Genomic DNA, 19042 nt, shown 5'->3' on the forward strand with positions numbered 1-19042 from the left:
AATCAATCAGGTAGCAAGATTACATATGAATATTCTAATTACCGGCGGAGCGGGATTCATCGGCTCAAGACTGGCCAATCATCTGGTCGCATCAGGTCATCGCGTTATCGTGCTCGATAACCTATCACCGCAGATCCACGGGGCAGAGCCAGAGTCCTCGCCCCTGTTCCGCAGCCTGGAGCGGCAAGTTGAATTCATTCGTGGCAGCGTCACTCAACGTGCCGATCTGATGCGCGCGCTGGCTGGCGTGGATACAGTGGTCCATCTGGCGGCGGAGACCGGGACTGGACAGTCCATGTATGCCATCCAGCATTATTCCGATGTCAACATCGGCGGCACCGCACTCCTGCTGGACGTGATCGCCAACGAGCGATTGCCGATCCGCAAAATCGTGGCGGCATCTTCGCGAGCCGTTTATGGTGAAGGGAGGTATTCGTGTCCGAAGCATGGCAATGTGTATCCGGCCTCGCGTGCCGCCGAAAGGATGGAAAAGGGAGATTTTTCCGTTTATTGTCCTCACTGTGGCACAGCGGCGGAAATGATCCCTACGGATGAGGAAACACCTGTGCACCCCGTCTCTGTTTATGGCATCACCAAACTGACGCAGGAGCAGATGGTGCTTACCGTGGGAAAATCACTGGGGATTTCCGCGATCACATTCCGCTATCAGAACGTATATGGTCCGGGGCAGTCCCTTTCCAATCCATATACCGGCATCCTTTCCATCTTCTCCACCCGGATACGCAACGGGAGTGGCATCAACATCTTCGAGGACGGGAAAGAGAGTCGTGACTTTGTGTTCATCGACGATGTGGTTCAGGCAACGGCGAAGGCTGTCGAGTATGAACAACCGTTGGCGGATGTGTTCAATGTGGGTTCGGGAGTGGCGACCGATGTGTTGACCATCGCCAACACCTTGCAGGCCTTGTTGGGTTCGGCGGTGCCAACTCAGGTGACCGGGCAATTCCGTTTGGGCGACATCCGTCATAACGTGGCCGATCTTGCCAAGGTGCGCCAGGTGCTTGGCTTCGAGCCCAGTGTCTCCATCGAGGAAGGACTTCGCCAATTCGTGGCCTGGGTCAAGGGCGAGCAGATACAAACAGACCGTTATGAAGAGAGCCTGAAAGAGCTCAAGGCGAAGGGACTGTTCAAGTGAGCAAGCAGACGATTCCGGGATTGGTCAGCCTGATCGTGGCCAGCTATAACCATGCAGAGTATCTCGCGCAACGCATGGAAAGCCTGATTGGGCAGACTTACCAAAATATTGAAATTCTGGTGATCGAGGATTGCTCTCCCGATAACAGTCTTGAAGTGTTGCGCCGGTACGAATCCCATCCAAAAGTAAAATTGATTGTCCGCGAAAAGAATGGAGGATGGGTCGCGGTCAGCAATCAAGGGATTGAACTGTCAAAGGGCGAGTTTATACTGTTCGCCAATTGCGACGACGATTGCGAACCGCGCATGATCGAAAAACTGATAGTTGCGATGCGTGCGTATCCGACGGCGGGCATTGCATTTTGCCGCAGCCTGATGGTGGATGAAAGTGATCGCATCATGGGTGACGACTATGAGATCAGGGAAAAATCGTTCCAGGACAGATGCTCATCCGACACCTTGCTGACCGGCGCAGAAATGAGCCGTTTCCTGTTGCATTCTTGCGTCATCCCGAATCTGAGCGCGGCATTGATGCGCCGTGAATGTTTTGAAACCGTTGGCAATCTCTCTCCGTCCTACCGAGCCAATAGCGACTGGGACCTATTCTTCAGGATCGCGGAAAAATATGATGTGGCTTACGTCGCAGAGTCGTTGAATAAATTCAGGCAGCACCAGACCACCATACGCAGCCTGACCAAGGGGCGCATCACTTACGAAGAATTCTTCCGCTTGCTGCTCGGCCAAATCAAGTTACTGAATATGACTTTTATCGAGCGTTGCCATTATCGATCACGTGTGATGTACTTGTGGGGGACGCATTTGTTTTCCCAGCCTTGGATAGGATTGCGCAATTTCCCCTACCACTTGGGGAGAATCATCCAGTTAGACCCTGTGGCATTGGTATTCTTCATTCCCGGTTTGATTATGGGGGTAGCCAAGGCTGCAGAAAAAGTATGGGGGCTGCTGAGCCGCACCAAACCTGTTTGATGTTTGAATATGCCAATCAATAATCGATAGAAAATCTTAGTGAGGAAGTTATGCAGTTGGCTGACAAAGTAATCGTTGTTACAGGGGGGGCGGGGTTTCTCGGAGCGAAATTCTGTGCCGCAATCGCAGAGCAGGGCGGCATCGCCGTTGTCGCTGATGTTGATGCGGCGACGGCCGAACGTGTGGCCGTGCAAATTACCGCAACCTGTCCGGGGCGAGCCGAAGCGGTCGTTTTGGATATAACCAGCGCGGCATCCATCAATGCGCTTATCCGCGATCTACAACAAAAACATGGGCGCATCGATGCGCTGGTGAACAATGCCTATCCGCGCAATCGGGAGTATGGGAAAAAACTGGAAGAGGTCACCTACGATAGTTTTTGCGAAAACGTTGGTTTGCATTTGGGTGGATATTTTCTGACTGCGCAGCAATTCAGTCTGTATTTTCGGCAACATGGCGGCGGCAACATAATAAACATGTCTTCGATCTACGGCACGATGACACCGCGCTTCGAAGTTTATGCCGATACGCCCATGACCATGCCGGTCGAATATGCGGCAATCAAATCGGCGATCAACCAGTTAACCCGCTATTTCGCACAATATTTCAAAGGTGATGGCATACGGGTGAACAGCCTGAGTCCGGGCGGAATTCTGGATGGACAACCCGAGCCATTCCTGCGCAAGTACAACATACATTGCAGCAGCAAAGGCATGCTGGATCCGCAGGATGTGTGCGGTAGCCTGATGTATTTGCTATCGGATGCGTCGCTGTATGTGACCGGGCATAACTTGCTGGTGGATGACGGGTTCTCTCTGTGAGGGGGGTGAAAAACTTCGCAGCAAGTTTTCAGGGCGCAAAATTCTTTGTGACCCGTTATCGCTGAATTGGCCGGACTTGTTTTCCCCATAACCATGAAATTTATTCCAAGTTCGATTCAGAGAATTCTTGCGGATTATTCCCTGAAAAAATTTCTGTGCTACGCTGCATTCCCTGCACATTGGGCAAAGCTGTATGCCTTGAAACTTCAGGCCAACACCGAAAAACGCCTGTTCGAAAACCATGTCCTGCAATGGCAGCAAACCAATGAGCCGCGCCCGTCGAGCCCGCGCTATATATTTCAGCCGTGGTTGCGCTCAGAGCCTGCACCTTCATTCGAATTGGCGGGTGACGGGCTGGTGGTAAACAGGGACTCTGCCGACCCTGAAATTCGCATGCGCGAGGATAGACTGGGATGGGCATTGCATTTGCACGCGCATGATGGAACCGCCGCATGGACGGCCGTAGAAAAATGGTTAGCAGAAAGATGGGAAAAGGGTCTGGCCTGTCGTGGTGCCTACTCCATTTCGGAAAGAGTCGGCAACTTGATCTTGCTGTGGAATATTCATGCGCCGCAGCCTGCACTGGGCGCGCAAATCGTGCGCATGTTGGAACAGGATACGGATTATCTTCTGGCCCACCTTGAATACCACGGCGAAGCAGGAACAAACAATCACATCCTGAACAATGCCAGGGCACTGATATTGGCTGGAGCCTTTTTGAATACAGGTAGCTTCTACGAAGTCGGATGCTGGTTGATGGAAAATCAGCTGGCCAAACATGTCGCAGAAGACGGCGTAGTGCGGGAAGCCTCCACCCATTATCAATGGGTCATCACCCGGTGGATGGTGGAAGTGGGCTGCGCATTTCACTTTATGGATCAAGCGCGTTTCCATCAACTGCGCCCCCGGTTACACAACATGCTCCAAGTGTGCGATGCCATGCTGTTGGGTGAGGATGGCGCGAACTACATGCCGCTGCTGGGTGATATTTCTCCCGACTTTCCACCGCGACTGTATGGCGGAATGACTCGCTTCGGCTATGCGCTTTTGTGCAGCGGCGATGAGGAACAGAATGACAAGGTTTCGGCAAGCGGTTTTTGGTCGCAATTCTTTGTCGGGCGGATGCAGCCGACGCAGCAGAGCTGGCAAGCACTGGACAACAGCTGGGTGCGCATCAGAAATCATGGCTGGTCATTGATTGCCCACGTCGATGTGCATCCCGACGACAGTCGCTCAACGCACGGGCATCATGATCTGTTCTCGTTTGAATTAGCCTTCGGTGGGCAGCCAGTTATTGTCGATGCGGGAAGAGGGAATTACCTTGCTGGCCGCGACCGTGAGGCGGCGGGAATTCTGGAAGAATGGCACAACACGATCATGGTGAACGGCAGAAGGACTGGATTTGTGCCGAGAGGCTATATGCCGATTTCATGGCTGAAAAGAATTCGTACTGCTCCCCGTGTTTCGGCAGAAAGCCAGCGGCTCGAAATTCGGCTGGACGCACCGCATGAAGTGCCGGGAATTTCATGCATTCAAAGAACTTGGTTATGGGCCGACGAGCGAACTGCCATTGTGACCAATCGCGTGCGAAAAGAACTTGTGTCGCAGGCCAGCATAAAACTCGTGCTCTACGTGATGGGGCAAGTTAGCGAAGCGGAGGGCGGACTCAGGCTGCAAATCGGCACGAACAGCTTTCTGTTGTGCTGGAACGGGCTGGACATGCCCGTGCTGAAGGATGCCGTCAGATATGCCGCCTACGATGTGCCAGAACCATGCACAAGGCTGGAATGGATTGTGATCAGCCAGGACAGTGATTGGGAGTCAGATTTCAAAATCAGCGCATTGGAAAGCATCGAGTGATAACAGTACTGACAACCGTGCGGAATGGAATGCCATTTCTTGCCGAGGCCATCGACTCAATTCGTGCGCAGGAATATAAGAATTTCCGGCACTGCATCGTCGATGACGGTTCATCGGATGGAACGGCGGATTTCCTGTCGCAAGCGGCAAACGTGGACCTGACCGTTATCTATACCCAGCCCATAGGCAGAGGGCGCGCGCTTAATCTGGGTGTAGCGCGCAGCCAATCGGAATTCATCGCCATTCTGGACGCAGACGATACCGCTGCCCCCGGCTGGCTGGCGGCGATGGTCGGCATTATGCAAAGCCAGCCGGAGGTGGCGGTCTTGAGTTGCAGCGGGATGCTATCGAAAGAGGCAATGGACTCCGACAAGGCTTGCAAGGCTAATGCCTATCAACTTTCTGCGTCAATGTTCCTGTACCGCAATCCAGTGCATCATTCGGGTACTCTCATTCGCAAGCAGGCCTTGCTCGAAGTTGGTGGCTATGATGAGACTAGAGATTGTCTATTCGATTATGAGCTGTGGGTGCGACTGATGAAGCAGGGCAAGCAAATCTGGCGCGTTGATAATGGCTATATTTTCAAACGAATTCATGCGGGACAACATTTTGAGCGAAGCAACCGGCTCCACTATCTGTTGAGCAGCTATCGCATCCGTCGCAATGTTTGCGCTGATCTGCTCGGCGGTAAGAAAGCCATGATTCCGGCGTTGCTGTTTCTCTATGGCTTGTTGCCGCGCTGGATCAGACATTGGGTATATAGCCGGAGAAACCTTGGGGGATCGTTTTAATGTGCGGCATCGCGGGATGGATAGGGCCGAAGCTGGATGTGGGCGAGGCAAGGCGCATGATTGCCCGGCTGGCGCATCGCGGGCCGGATGATGAGGGAGATTGGCAGGAGGGGGGGGTCTGGCTGGGTCAGCGCCGCCTGTCCATTGTCGATTTGTCGCCCGCTGGTCATCAGCCCATGCTTTCTGCTTCTGGGCGCTATGTGGTGACATTCAACGGTGAAATATACAACTACCCGGAAATCATGGCGGTGTTGAAAGGGGTCGGACATTCCTTCAGGGGGCATTCGGACACCGAAGTGATGCTGGCGGCATTCGAGGAATGGGGAGTGGAAGGGGCGCTGCTACGCTTTAACGGAATGTTCGCTTTTGCTGTCTGGGACCGGAAAGAGCGTAATCTGCTGCTTGCTCGCGACCGTATGGGAGAGAAGCCGTTTTACTACGCCGAGAGAGACGGTGAAATCGCGTTTGCCTCCGAGCTGTCCGCGCTGTGGCAATTGCCATGGCTGGACAAAACCGTGGATAGAGCAGCGCTGGCCGCGTACTTCCGCTATTTGTGCGTGCCGGCACCCGCGACGATAGTGCGCGGTGCGCGCAAGTTGCGTCCCGGCGAAATGCTCAAATGGAAAGATGGCAAAAGCGAAATTTCCTCCTACTGGAGTGTGCGCCAAGCCACCACCAATGGTTTGGCGAATCCGCTCGCCATGAGCTTCAAGGATGCGGCAGATGAACTGGAAGAACTGCTGCGCGACGCGGTCCGCATTCGTCTGCGCTCGGATGTGCCCTACGGGGCCTTGCTTTCCGGCGGCATAGATTCATCGCTGACGGTAGCACTGATGCAGCAGGAAGCCAAACAACCAGTTTCGACATTCACTATAGGCTTCAAGGAAAAGTCGCATGACGAATCGGTATTTGCGCGGGAGATCGCCAGCCATATCGGCACCAGCCACGCGGAAGAAATACTGAATGCGCAGGATGTCATAGATCTGGTACCCAAAATAGCTTCCCTGCATGACGAGCCTTTTGCCGACAGCAGCAGCATCCCGACTTTCCTGCTGTCGCAATTCGCGCGCCGCCACGTCAAGGTAGTGCTGTCCGGCGATGGAGGTGATGAACTTTTCGGCGGTTATCCGCGATATTTCTGGGCGGGACGGATCGAACATTTGCGCCACAGGCTGACACCGCAAGGGGCGGCAATGTTGGGGCGAACAATCAACAGCATTCCGGCGGCGCTGTTGAATAACGCAGATCGGTATATTCTGGGCGGCAAGCTGGGTGGCGCAAACGGGCTGGCGATGCGGGCGCAACGCTTCGGCGCATACCTGATGCACCCGCCGACGGATGTTTACGACGCTATCGTCTCGGCTTGGAAGCGGCCTGCCGAAATTTTGTTGGGTGAATTTCAGGAAAACCAGATGTTGTCTCCGCAACTGGAGCGATATGCGGATTTGCCTTGGGCGGGCGGCATGATGGCGGTGGATCAGGAACACTACTTGCCCGACGACATCCTCACCAAAATGGATAGAGCCTCGATGGCGGTAGCACTGGAAGCGCGCGCGCCGTTGCTCGACCATCGTCTGGTGGAGTGGGCGGCGCGCGTGCCGTTGCAGTACAAACTAAGCCCGCATGGCGACACTGGAAAACTGCTGCTGCGGGAAGTTCTATACCGCCATGTACCGCAAAAGCTGATAGATAGACCTAAAATGGGCTTCGGCATGCCGGTGGGATCATGGCTGAGAAAAGAGCTGCGCGGATGGGCGGAAGAAATGCTGACCAGCAGTCGGCTGACAAACGTCGGACTGAATGCCGATGCGGTGATTCGTGTGTGGCAAGAGCACCTTGCCAGAAAGAATCGTCTTCCAGAAATATGGACGGTGCTGATGTGGGTGCAGTGGCAGGAGAAGTGGAATGCCAAACTGTGACCGGACCGAAAGAAAGTGGCCCATGTCTAATTGCACAAATACACATATTTAACTATCCTCCAGCTTGTTTAACACGAACGGGTGGTGGTGGCGCGAGTCGCAGCAAACGTAACGTGCAACGATCAAGATCGCAAAGAGCTGGAAAGACTGAGCACCAGTCGAACCGCGCAGGCCCGTTTGGCCGAGCGTGCCAAGATTGTGCTGGGCTGCTTGAAGGGTGAGCGAAACGACCAGATTGCCTCGCGCATGAAATTGCAGACCAGCACTGTGGCGACATGGCGCAAGCGATTTCTGGAAGGCGGCATCAAGGCTCTTGGTGACCGGGCGCGCAGTGGCAAACCGCCCACCTACATAGCCAGCGACTTGCGCGAGCGAATACGCAGGCAACTTGAGCTTACCCCGCCCGAGCGGCCTTCCAGCTGGGATGGTGCCACACTGGCTCAGGCGCTGAATGTGTCCGATGACGCGATTTGGCGCATCCTTCGAAAGGAGGGCATCCAACTGCGGCGCATGCGCTCTTGGTGCGTGAGCACCGATTCAGAATTCGCAGCCAAAGCCACAGATGTGATTGGTTTGTACCTAGGGCAGCCAGACAACGCACTGGTGCTCAGTGTTGACGAAAAGCCATCGATTCAAGCTTTAGAGAGAAAGACTGGCTACGTCCATACCAGCTGCGGCAAAGTCGTGCGCGGCATCAAAAGCACGTACAAGCGTCACGGAACCGTCAATCTGTTTGCCGCATTGAATGTGGCCACCGGTGCAATCCATAGCAAGGTCACCGCAGTCAAGAAGCGACTAGACTTTCAAGCATTTCTCGATGATGTCATTGCCGATGTGCTTCTCACACAGGAGGTTTATGTGATCTTGGACAACTATGCTACCCACAAGAAAAACGATGATTGGTTGGCACTTCATCCCAATGTTCAATTTCATTTCACGCCTACATCGGCAAGCTGGCTCAACCAAATCGAAATCTAGTTTGGCATCTTCATCCGCAAGAGTCTGACGGAGGCAAACCTCCAAAGCACCAAGCAATTGACGCAGGCTATTGAAGCGTTTGTGGCTCACTACAACGAAACGGCAGCCCCCTTTGTATGGCGCAAACGAGAGGTTCGTGGCGCTCAACTTAGAAATACAATTATTAACTTACGCAATTAAACACTAGCACCATGATCGTTGCCATCACAGGCGGAACCGGATTCATTGGCCGGAAGTTGGTTGTGCGCCATTTGGTACAAGGGCATGAGGTGCGCGTGCTTTCGCGGAGGAAAGACGTCGAGCCCGGTGCGAAGCTATGCTCCGGCGACCTGTCGAACACCGATGCATTGCGATCATTCGCGGACGGTGCGGATATCCTGTACCACTGCGCCGGAGAGATCCGTGATGAGACGCGTATGCACGCGGTACATTTGGAGGGGACGCAACACCTGATCGATGCCGCGAGCGGTCGGATCGGTCGCTGGGTTCAGCTTAGCAGCGTAGGTGCATACGGCAGACAGCGCGGGGGCATTGTGACCGAGCAGACTGAACCTCATCCGACTGGCATCTACGAGGTTACAAAAGTATTGTCGGACGAATTGGTGAGTGCCGCATCGCACGGCGGCGCATTCGAGCATATGGTCTTGCGACCATCGAATGTGTACGGTGCGGAGATGAGCAATCAATCCCTCTTCGGCCTGATTAGCATGATTCGGTGCGGGCGCTTCTTCTTTATCGGCGCACCCGGCGCGTCGGCAAACTATATACATGTCGATAACGTGGTGGAGGCGCTGATGCTGTGTGGCACAAAACCGGAAGCTGATGGACAGATATACAACCTGTCAGATCATCGCACTATGGAACAATTCGTCGCAGTCATTGCGAAATCGCTCGGGAGGCCAATCCCCTCGCTTAGAGTGCCTGAGTGGTCAATCAGGCTGCTGGCAAGGTTGCTGAGCGGCATCCCGGGATTCCCATTGACAGAGTCGCGCATCGATGCGCTGACCGGAAGAGCCATCTATTCCACCGAAAAAATAGAAAACGAACTAGCCTACAGACATCCCGTATCAATGGAAGTCGGCCTAAATGAACTGGTGCAAACTTGGCAGCACAAAATTACTGGATGATACAGATGTCATGAATACCTCCATGCATCTTTCAAATATTCGTATCGCTCGAATTTCGACAGTCCCATTTTTTGTGGTTGCACAGCTCAAGCACCAACTTGTTGAACTTGGCTTGCAGGGAGCACAGGTGACGGTTATCGCAAGTGATGAGCCCGAAATGTCTTTGCTACGCGGTCTGACTGGTGTGCGCTGCATGCCAATCGATATCCCACGATCAATCTCACCTTGGCGTGACTTTAAAGGGCTAATTCATCTGTATCGTTTTTTTATGCGTGAACATACTCAGATCGCGCACTCCACCACACCGAAGGCTGGGCTGTTAACTGCATTGGCGGCTTTCCTTGCGGGGGTTCCTGTCAGATTGCACACTTTTACGGGCCAACCTTGGGCAACGATGCATGGCCTTAAACGATGGTTAGCACGGACTAGCGACAAATTGATTGGCCTATTGAATACTCGCTGTTACACAGACAGCGCAAGCCAACGACAGTATCTGATTTCACAGAACATCGTGAAGGAAAACAAACTATTCGTCATTGGCACAGGCTCACTTGCAGGTGTCGATACCCAACGTTTTGATAGGAAGCGATTCTCAAGTATCCAATGTGCCATGTTACGAAAGGAATTGGACATACCTGTGAGTGCGCCAGTCGTGTTATTCGTGGGGCGCATTACGGTCGACAAGGGTGTACATGAATTAATTCAGGCCTATGCAAAAATCAAAACCACTGGCAGTGATGCACATCTGGTTTTCGTCGGACGTTTTGATACTGAGAGCGGTGTCGAAGGTGCAATCCTGCCACGTGACATTGAATGTCTTCCTGATTCGCATATTGTTGGATACACAGACTGTCCCGAAAAATATTTTGCAATAGCCAATATTTTGTGCTTGCCCAGTTATCGAGAAGGCTTTGGAACTGTGGTTATTGAAGCAGCGTCGATGGGCGTTCCAACAGTTGGCACAAGAATTTATGGACTAACTGATGCGGTGGAGGATGGTCAAACAGGCCTATTGGTAGAGCCACGAGATGCAGACAAACTTGCTGACTCCTTGCTGAATTTACTCAACGACACATCGCTCAGAATAATGATGGGAAAAGCAGCCATGCAGCGTGCATTGGCATTATTTGATGCTCAAAAAGTAAATTTACTGGTTGTGAATGAATATCTTGCGTTACTTCGTTCTGCAGGTATTTTGAAATGAAAGGCGTTGTATTGGTTACAGGTGCCAATGGTTTTGTCGGCCACACCCTGTGCAAAGAGCTTTCAATGCGCCACTTTTCCGTGCTGAGCACAGTACGTTCCAAGATGGCAAATGTGCCGTATTCCACAGTGCTCATCGATGCAATCGGTCCTGAGAGCAATTGGTTCACTGCGTTAAAGGAGGTTCGCGTGGTCATCCACCTCGCCGCCCGCGTCCATGTGATGCACGACACCGCAATTGATCCACTTGAAGACTTCCGGAAAATTAATGTGAAGGGAACCCTCAACTTGGCTCGGCAGGCAGCCATCGCAGGGGTTCAGCGATTTGTATTTATCAGCTCAGTTAAGGTCAACGGCGAGCAAACAAAACCCGGGCACGCCTTCACCGAGGCGGACAATCCCGCCCCGCAAGATTCCTATGGCATTTCAAAAATGGAAGCCGAACAAGGTTTACGAAAAATCGCTCAGGAAACAGGCATGGAAGTCGTCATCATTCGCCCACCGCTGGTATATGGTCCCGGCGTGAAAGCCAACTTTGCAGCCTTGATACAGACTGTTCAAAAAGGCTGGCCCTTGCCGTTAGGAGCCATCCATAACCAGCGCAGTCTGATCGGGCTGGATAATTTGGTCGACTTCATCCTTACTTGCACCACCCATCCCCAGGCTGCCAACGAGACTTTTTTGATCAGTGATGATCATGACATATCCACCACCGAATTAGTCCAAGGCTTGGCCAAGGCCGCCGGGAAGAAGAGCTGGTTGATACCTGTACCATCCTGGCTATTACTGTTATCCGGGCGATTGCTTGGCCAACGTGCAGCTATCCACCGTCTGTGTGGCAATTTGCAAGTCGACATATCGAAAGCCAAACAGTTATTGGGTTGGACTCCACCTATCTCGATAGAAGAAGGTTTGCGTAGATCTGTTCAGGGTAATAATTCATCTTCATGAAACGAGTTTTTGACTTATTCTTGGCTATTGGGGTCACATTGATTCTTTTATTGCCAATTCTTTTCGTTGGACTGCTGGTACGATTCACATCCAAAGGCCCAGTTTTGTATTGGTCCAATCGCGTAGGGAAAAATAACGTTATTTTCAAGATGCCTAAATTTCGCAGCATGCAAATGGGTACGCCGGCTGTAGCAACACACTTATTAAGCAACCCTGATGCTTACCTCACGCCCATCGGAAGTTTTTTGCGCAAGTCGAGTTTGGATGAATTACCACAGTTATGGAGCATCTTGAATGGCGATATGAGTTTTGTCGGGCCCCGACCTGCCTTGTTCAATCAGCATGATTTGATTGAATTGCGCACCAAGGCCGGTGTTCACCATTTGGTACCTGGCCTGACCGGTTGGGCTCAAATTAATGGACGCGACGAGTTACCCATCCCACAGAAGGTTGCGATGGATATCGAATACTTACATCAAAAATCCTTATGGTTTGATATAAAAATCATCATTCTCACAGCAGCGAAGGTATTAAAAAGAGATAATGTCACCCATTAAAATCAACAATAAATGAACTGCCAGGGATTTAAAAAATTCACCCACAGGTATTCGATATGACCAACTTAATTGACATTCAAAACCAAATCGCATTGCTGCAAAAGCAAGCCGAAGAAATCAAGGCTCAAGAATTCAACAAAACAGTCGCAGAGATCAAGGCCAAAATGGAGGCATTTGGCATCACCGTAGCTGATCTTGACGGCGGAAAAACCCGCATGAGCAAAACCACTGTCAAATCCAGCAACCCTGCCCCAGCCAAATTCCGTGGCCCCAACGGTGAGACCTGGAGTGGCCGTGGCCTGATGCCTCGCTGGTTGGCCGCGTTGGTGGCGCAAGGGCAAAGCAAGGATACCTTTGCAATTTGATGGCAAAGAATCCTCACGTAGGCCATCGGGCAAAACGGGGTAACAAACTGATCAAAATCAAATCTAATTTGACTCTAGAGCTTTAAAAACAAGCTCAGGAAGCTATCATAAATATAGCAATTTATCGGTGAATCAATGTGCATTTACCGACCTGAATTCTGCTTTGTACCACCTATGCCCCATCATCCAAAAGCCGCTGAATCCATTGCCTTTGAAGACGAATTCATCAATGGTGTGAAAAACATTTTTGAAGAAATGATCGTCTTCAACCGCATGCTGGGCTTGCAGATTACCCAAATTGCGCCAACCCAGGTCAAAGCTCGCATCAACATGCGCAACGAACTGGTTGGCCACTATGCCTACAACCGCATTCACGGTGGTGTTATCAGCGCGGGACTGGATGCCATGGGTGGTCTGGCCGTCATGGCGGCTATTGGTGCGCGCCACATGGATGAGTTACCCAGCCAGCGCCTGCAGCGCTTCGCCAAGCTCGGCACTATTGATCTTCGGATCGACTATCTACGCCCCGGCATTAGTGAGTGGTTTGAATTGCGTGCTGAGGTGATGCGCTTGGGTTCACGCGTTGCCTCCACCCGCATGGAATTTTTGGCGGCTGACGGTAAATTATTGTCGACAGGGTCCGCCGCTTACATCGTCTCCTAAGCCTGAAGTCAGGCTGGACAACAACGTTTAATGCGGTGTTGACTCATCTGGCGGCACCATTGCTGGCCAGCAGACCGTCACACACAGCCCGCCCAACAGCATTGAACGGCTCACCTCAACCTGCGCGCCATACACCTTGGCAATACGCCGCACAATCGACCATCCAAGGCCGCTCCCCGTTTGCTCTGTACCTAGCACGCGGTAAAAACGCTCCCCCAAGCGCGCCATATCGGCATCAGACAGGCCAGGGCCGCTGTCTTGCACCTGCAGAGTCACAAGGTGTTTATCCACCTTGACCGCCAGATTGACCTTGGCGGCATCCGGGCTATAACGCATGGCGTTGTCCAGCAAATTGCGCAGCAACACACTGGTAAGCATGTCATCGGCCTGGATGTAGGCGTGAGCAGGAGCATCCAACTCAAGCTCTTGTTCACGTCCCAACGCGACCAGGGCCAAGTCTGCCGCCACGCGCTGTGCCACGGCGGCCACATCCACCAGCCCACTGGGTGCAGCATTGGCCGAAGACTCCAGGCGAGACAAGGTCAGTAGCTGTTCCACCAAATGGGTAGCACGGTCACAGCCTGCCAGGGTGTAATGCAGGGCATGGTTACGCTGTTCAGCATCACTCCCCGCGCCCAACGCGACTTGCGCCTGCGTGCGGATGGCAGCAATCGGCGTACGCAACTCATGTGCAGCATCAGCGGTGAAACGGCGCTCAGATGCCATCATGGCTTGTATTCGCTCAAACAATGCATTCAACGAATACACGACCGGGGTAATTTCTGTGGGCACATCCTTGAGTACCACCGGCTCCAGGGCATGGGGTTGGCGCTGCGCCAGTGTCAGGCTGAGATGTCGCAGTGGAGCCAATCCATTACGAACAGCCAGCCAACCCACTACGGCCAGCAAAGGAAGGGCATACAGCAAAGGCATCAACACGCCTTTGAGCACAGCCCACAAAATAGAGTCGCGCGATTTGGTTTGCTCACCTACAAACACTTGCACATCACCTTCGCTGCCTTGTGCACCAAACACCCGCCACTCGGATTTGTCGTTGAGTTGTACGGTTGAAAACCCCCGGGTCTTGTTGGACATGGGAATGTGGCCCGCATTGGCGGAGCCAAGGGTCATCACACCTTCATGAAACACCTGAAACGCTACACGCGGGGCATATTTGTGCAGCGAAGGGGCATCTTCCAGATGGTTGCCATCGGTGTGCTCACCCCCCGTATCACTGCTGTGCCCCGTTTGCTGCACCACCAACAAGGCAGCGGATTGGGCTAAATGGCCATCGAGCAATTCGTCGAGTTCATCACTGGCATCCACCCAGGTCAGGACTGCAGCCCCCAACCAGACCAGCATGACCATCAGCAGCAGCAAACTCAGCAAACGAGCTTGCAGGGATTTCAGACGGGGCAACAGTGTCATGGTCGAATGGGATTCACACGTCGGTCTTGGGACGCAGCAAGGTGTAGCCAATGCCACGCACGGTCTGGATCAATTCGGGTTTTAGCTTTTTGCGCAGATGGTGGATATGCACCTCCACCGCATTACTTTCGACCTCATGACCCCAGCTGTAAAGCTGCTGCTCTAGCTGCTCGCGCGACATGACCCGGCCAACGGCCAGCATCAGAACATGCAGCAAATCAAATTCACGCGTGGACAGGGTCACAGGCTGCCCTTCAAACATCACTTGCCGGGCAGCCGGATTCATTTGAATGGCACCACAAGTCAGCAAGTCCTGTGTTTGGCCGTGAGAGCGCCTCACCAAGGAGCGTAACCGGGCACCCAGCTCATACAGATCCACGGGTTTGAGGACATAGTCATCAGCCCCCAAATCCAGACCTTTGATGCGGTCGGGCACCGCATCACGCGCCGTCAGCACCAGCACAGGCGTGCTGATTTTTTTTGCCCGCAGCGCCTGCAACACATCCAGACCGTCTTTTTGCGGTAACCCCAAGTCAAGCACGGCGGCCTGATAGTCGCCACAACCAAGCTCCCGCTCGGCGGCCATGCCGTCACGCACCCAATCTACCTGAAAACCTTGCTGACGCAGGCCTGCACGCAGCCCGTCGCCCAGCATAGGGTCATCTTCAGCCAACAAAATACGCATTGCTTACCCTTCAGTGATGAGTCAGCATCATCTTAATCGTCATCACCACTGCGCCAACTGTGCTGGACGCGATTTCCTGACTGATGATCACCATGGCCGTCATGAGCGTAGGCACTGCCACGCTGGGTGCTCATCACCGGGTTTTGCCATTGCAAATACCAAAAACCCAGCACACAACACATCAGCAGCAATGCCAATGGCCACCACGACCAACGGATCTTGTCTTTGGTAAGGCCTTGTTTGTAGCCACTCCACATCGCCCCAATCAGGTTTTCACCTTGTGTCAAACTGGCATAAATCACCCCGGCCACGTGTACACCCACCACGACCAGCATGAACCCCGCTGCCGCTTCATGGATCTCCTTCACGCTATGAGAGCCACCATTGAAATAAACCCAACCGGTATACACAATGGCCAAAGTGCTCAACAACATCAGCACAATCGACAGCGCCCCCAAGGGGTTGTGCCCCACCGAAGTTTTGGGTTTGAAGCTAAGCATCTCGCTGGCATACCGTGCTACCGCCACCGGGCCACGGACAAAGCTGGCAAAACGAGCATGACGTGTGCCAATCACACCCCAGATCAGACGGAACGCCACCAGCCCAACCATGGTGTAACCCAACGTCAAATGAACCCCCATCAGACGGTCACTCTCTGAGGTGGCATAGGCTCCAGCAAAACTCAAAGCCAGCAACCAGTGGAACACCCGGGTGGGGGCATCCCATACCAAAATTCTGGTTTTACCCACAGCATCAGTTCCCATGATTTTCAGTTGGGAATACGCACACTGTGCTCGTTGAAGTCACCTTGCTCGGCACCTTGATGGCAAGCGCTGCAATTGGACGGACTACCAATCGACTTGCGCGACCAAGTGCTGCTGTTCACATGTTTGCCGTGCTTGCGCCGGAACCAGTTTGACTCGGTGATGCGGTCCTCTGGAGGCATTTCGCTGACACGCTTGTAGGTGCCGGCATTGCTGGTGAGGTACTGATTAATGGCACGGGCGCTGGCTGCATCCAAAGAAGCATCGTTGCCATAGTGCTGGCCCAAGTTACCCATCAAGTGTTGCCAGGAACCAGAGGGCAGCAAACCGGCTGGGTAGGCCATGTGGCAAGACGCACATTCTTTTTTGTATTGTGGTGGCGCTGCACTGGCGATACCACCACGCGAGCCACCCCTGCTACCAAACCACCCCTCACCCCCCTCGTCATCGTCTGCCATGGCAGCGTGCATACTGCCGGCCGTGAGCAGCATGAGCAACAAGGTTTTTAAAACAGGGGGGTAACGCAGCATGGGGCTCTCCAATGAAAATAACAGTGGAGTTAATGTAGGCACTGAGCATTAAGCCTTTCTTAAGAGCCGGTGTCATGACCACATCAAACGCCCCCAAGTGGGCCAAGTCGCAGTATTCTTGCCACCTTCAGCAAGCCTTGTACACAACTTGCACCCCGTACAACCCGCCACCTCAGGAGAATCCCATGGCCTTATTTCTGCATTTCCGTCGCCCCTCTGTCTCTGCTCTGGCATGCGCCATGGGCTTGTTGTCGGGATCGTTGGCACTCAGCGTCCAGGCACAAGTGTGGTCTAGCGGAACGCCCTCTCAGAATAGCCAGCAAACCGCACAGGCCCGTTATGAAGCCGACAAAAAACTCTGCGCTCAGGAAGCCTCGCCAGAAGCCCGCATCCAGTGCCGGCGTGATGCACAAACCATTTACGACAACGCTGTTGCAGGCAATCAGCCCGGGGTCTATCAAACCCAGAACTATGGCGTATGCACCGATTGTGGTCGTGTCACAGCAGTGAATATGAGCGAGCAAGGCGGCGGCAACAATGGCACCGTTGGCATGATTGCCGGTGGTGTGGCCGGTGCGGTACTGGGCCATCAGGTGGGCGGCGGCTTTGGCAAAGACCTGGCCACCATCGCTGGCGCAGCAGGCGGTGCCTATGCTGGCAAAACCTTGGCAGAAGGTGCCGGTAGCCGCAAAATCTGGACGGTGAGCGTGCAGTACAACGATGGCCGCACGGGCAGTTTCAACTTTGAACAAGACCCTGGCCTGGCAGTAGGCACCGCCGTCAGAAACTCAGGCAATACACTGGTCAGAAATTAAGTGATTAATTGGGCTCTAGTACTTATAAAATAAGCGCAAACAGCTATATAAAACATAGCAATCAATTACAACCCACGTACCACTTCCATGGCCTGTTCGACGCGCTCCACCGGGTGAATCGTCAGGCCCTCGAAGTCTTTGGATTTCAGGTTTTTGGGGGCGTTGGCTTTGGGCACCACGGCCACGCTGAAGCCCAGTTTGGCGGCTTCTTTCAGACGCTCCTGCCCGCGTGGGGCCGGGCGGACTTCTCCCGCCAGACCAATTTCACCAAAGGCAAAAAAACCTTTGGGCAAGGGTTTGCCGCGCAGGCTGGAGGTGATGGCCAGCAGCACCGCCAAATCAGCCGCGGGCTCAGAGATGCGCACGCCACCCACAGCATTCACAAACACATCCTGATCCATACACGCCACGCCCGCATGACGGTGCAACACCGCCAGCAGCATGGCCAGGCGGTCTTTGTCCAGCCCGACACTCAAGCGCCGGGGCGACGGCCCGCCGCTGTCCACCAGGGCCTGAATTTCCACCAGCATCGGGCGCGTGCCTTCCAGGGTAACCATGACACAACTGCCCGGCACCGGCTCGGCGTGCTGGCTCAAGAAAATGGCACTGGGGTTGCTGACGCCCTTGAGTCCTTTCTCGGTCATGGCAAACACGCCAATTTCATTGACTGCACCAAAGCGGTTTTTGATGGCCCGCACCAAGCGAAAGCTGGAATGGGTGTCGCCTTCAAAGTAGAGCACGGTGTCGACCATGTGCTCCAGCACACGTGGGCCGGCCAAAGCGCCCTCTTTGGTGACGTGGCCGACCAGCACAATACTCACACCACTGGCTTTGGCCGCACGTGTCAGGTGTGCGGCACATTCACGCACTTGCGCCACCGAGCCTGGGGCCGAGGTGAGTTGCTCGGAATACACGGTTTGGATCGAGTCGATCACCGCAATGTCGGGCCGCATGGACTCCAGCGTTGAGAGGATTTTCTCCAGCCCAATCTCGGCCAGCACCTTCACCTGTGAGCCGTCCAGCCCCAGGCGGCGTGCCCGCAACGCCACTTGTGCGCCGCTTTCTTCGCCGGTGACATACAGGGTGCTTTGGCCACTGCGCTGCAACGAGTCAAGCGCTTGCAGCAGCAAGGTGGATTTGCCAATGCCAGGGTCACCACCGATCAAGACCACACCGCCTTCGACCATACCGCCGCCCAACACGCGATCCAGTTCTTCGTGACCGGTGGGTGTGCGCGCGAAATCAACCGCGTCAATCTCGCCGAGCACCGCCACTTCAGCGGTTTTGGACAGGGAAGCAAAACGGTTTTTGGTCGGGGCTGTGCTCTCTGGAACCGATTCAATCAGTGTGTTCCAGGCGTTGCAGCTGGGGCATTTGCCCTGCCACTTGGGGCTGATGCCGCCGCATTCAGAGCAGACGTAGTGGGTTTTTTCTTTGGCCATG

18 protein-coding genes and 1 pseudogene are annotated in these 19042 nt (G+C 53.8%); 14 read left to right on the forward strand and 5 right to left on the reverse strand.

Annotated features, from left to right (window positions below):
- The first annotated feature begins 25 nt into the window (after positions 1-25).
- From LDN84_RS19985 to LDN84_RS20045, 13 genes and pseudogenes are all read left to right on the forward strand, one after another.
- Complete coding sequence (locus LDN84_RS19985; protein WP_223905239.1) at positions 26-1156, forward strand: NAD-dependent epimerase/dehydratase family protein; 1131 nt, start codon at positions 26-28, stop codon at positions 1154-1156.
- Positions 1153-2142 (forward strand): glycosyltransferase, encoded by a 990-nt coding sequence (locus LDN84_RS19990; RefSeq protein WP_223905240.1) that lies wholly within the window; start codon positions 1153-1155, stop codon positions 2140-2142. Before LDN84_RS19985 ends, LDN84_RS19990 begins: the two co-directional genes overlap by 4 nt.
- A gap of 50 nt (positions 2143-2192) precedes the next feature.
- Positions 2193-2963, forward strand: a complete 771-nt coding sequence (locus LDN84_RS19995) for an oxidoreductase (RefSeq protein WP_223905241.1) — start codon at positions 2193-2195, stop codon at positions 2961-2963.
- A gap of 93 nt (positions 2964-3056) precedes the next feature.
- A complete protein-coding gene (locus tag LDN84_RS20000; protein WP_223905244.1) occupies positions 3057-4823 on the forward strand; it encodes a heparinase II/III domain-containing protein in 1767 nt (588 codons plus the stop codon).
- Positions 4820-5614 (forward strand): glycosyltransferase family 2 protein, encoded by a 795-nt coding sequence (locus tag LDN84_RS20005; protein WP_223905246.1) that lies wholly within the window; start codon positions 4820-4822, stop codon positions 5612-5614. Before LDN84_RS20000 ends, LDN84_RS20005 begins: the two co-directional genes overlap by 4 nt.
- Complete coding sequence (gene asnB, locus LDN84_RS20010; RefSeq protein ID WP_223905248.1) at positions 5614-7533, forward strand: asparagine synthase (glutamine-hydrolyzing); 1920 nt, start codon at positions 5614-5616, stop codon at positions 7531-7533. Before LDN84_RS20005 ends, asnB begins: the two co-directional genes overlap by 1 nt.
- Before the next feature lie 87 nt (positions 7534-7620).
- A pseudogene (locus LDN84_RS20015) lies at positions 7621-8691 on the forward strand (IS630 family transposase).
- Positions 8692-8702: 11 nt separating this feature from the next.
- Positions 8703-9638 (forward strand): NAD-dependent epimerase/dehydratase family protein, encoded by a 936-nt coding sequence (locus LDN84_RS20020; protein WP_223905250.1) that lies wholly within the window; start codon positions 8703-8705, stop codon positions 9636-9638.
- Between the two features lie 10 nt (positions 9639-9648).
- The gene (locus LDN84_RS20025; protein ID WP_223905253.1) at positions 9649-10842 is read left to right on the forward strand and encodes a glycosyltransferase; all 1194 of its coding nucleotides are present in this window, start codon (positions 9649-9651) and stop codon (positions 10840-10842) included.
- Positions 10839-11792 (forward strand): UDP-glucose 4-epimerase family protein, encoded by a 954-nt coding sequence (locus LDN84_RS20030; RefSeq protein ID WP_223905254.1) that lies wholly within the window; start codon positions 10839-10841, stop codon positions 11790-11792. The genes LDN84_RS20025 and LDN84_RS20030 overlap by 4 nt, the downstream gene beginning before the upstream one ends.
- Entirely contained in the window at positions 11789-12349 is a 561-nt protein-coding gene (locus LDN84_RS20035; protein ID WP_223905256.1) for a sugar transferase, read from the forward strand. The genes LDN84_RS20030 and LDN84_RS20035 overlap by 4 nt, the downstream gene beginning before the upstream one ends.
- A 56-nt stretch (positions 12350-12405) precedes the next feature.
- A complete protein-coding gene (locus LDN84_RS20040; protein ID WP_223905258.1) occupies positions 12406-12714 on the forward strand; it encodes an H-NS histone family protein in 309 nt (102 codons plus the stop codon).
- A gap of 174 nt (positions 12715-12888) precedes the next feature.
- Positions 12889-13377 (forward strand): thioesterase family protein, encoded by a 489-nt coding sequence (locus LDN84_RS20045; protein WP_223905261.1) that lies wholly within the window; start codon positions 12889-12891, stop codon positions 13375-13377.
- A gap of 27 nt (positions 13378-13404) precedes the next feature.
- Here LDN84_RS20045 and LDN84_RS20050 read toward each other — a convergent pair whose 3' ends face one another.
- Genes LDN84_RS20050 through LDN84_RS20065 form a run of 4 tightly spaced genes read right to left on the reverse strand, consistent with a single transcriptional unit; the run spans position 13405 to position 16784 of the window.
- Entirely contained in the window at positions 13405-14805 is a 1401-nt protein-coding gene (locus LDN84_RS20050) for an ATP-binding protein (protein WP_223905263.1), read from the reverse strand.
- A gap of 13 nt (positions 14806-14818) precedes the next feature.
- The gene (locus LDN84_RS20055) at positions 14819-15490 is read right to left on the reverse strand and encodes a response regulator transcription factor (RefSeq protein ID WP_223905265.1); all 672 of its coding nucleotides are present in this window, start codon (positions 15488-15490) and stop codon (positions 14819-14821) included.
- Positions 15491-15522: 32 nt separating this feature from the next.
- Complete coding sequence (locus LDN84_RS20060; protein WP_223905267.1) at positions 15523-16254, reverse strand: cytochrome b/b6 domain-containing protein; 732 nt, start codon at positions 16252-16254, stop codon at positions 15523-15525.
- 5 nt (positions 16255-16259) lie between these two features.
- A complete protein-coding gene (locus tag LDN84_RS20065) occupies positions 16260-16784 on the reverse strand; it encodes a diheme cytochrome c (protein ID WP_223905269.1) in 525 nt (174 codons plus the stop codon).
- A 185-nt stretch (positions 16785-16969) separates the two neighbouring features.
- On the opposite strand from LDN84_RS20065, the gene LDN84_RS20070 reads away from it, so the two are divergent.
- Complete coding sequence (locus tag LDN84_RS20070) at positions 16970-17599, forward strand: glycine zipper 2TM domain-containing protein (RefSeq protein WP_223905271.1); 630 nt, start codon at positions 16970-16972, stop codon at positions 17597-17599.
- Between the two features lie 65 nt (positions 17600-17664).
- Here LDN84_RS20070 and radA read toward each other — a convergent pair whose 3' ends face one another.
- Positions 17665-19041, reverse strand: a complete 1377-nt coding sequence (gene radA, locus LDN84_RS20075) for a DNA repair protein RadA (protein WP_223905273.1) — start codon at positions 19039-19041, stop codon at positions 17665-17667.
- Position 19042 lies beyond the last annotated feature (1 nt).

It is taken from the genome of Rhodoferax lithotrophicus (assembly GCF_019973615.1).
Taxonomy (GTDB): Bacteria; Pseudomonadota; Gammaproteobacteria; order Burkholderiales; family Burkholderiaceae_C; genus Rhodoferax; species Rhodoferax lithotrophicus.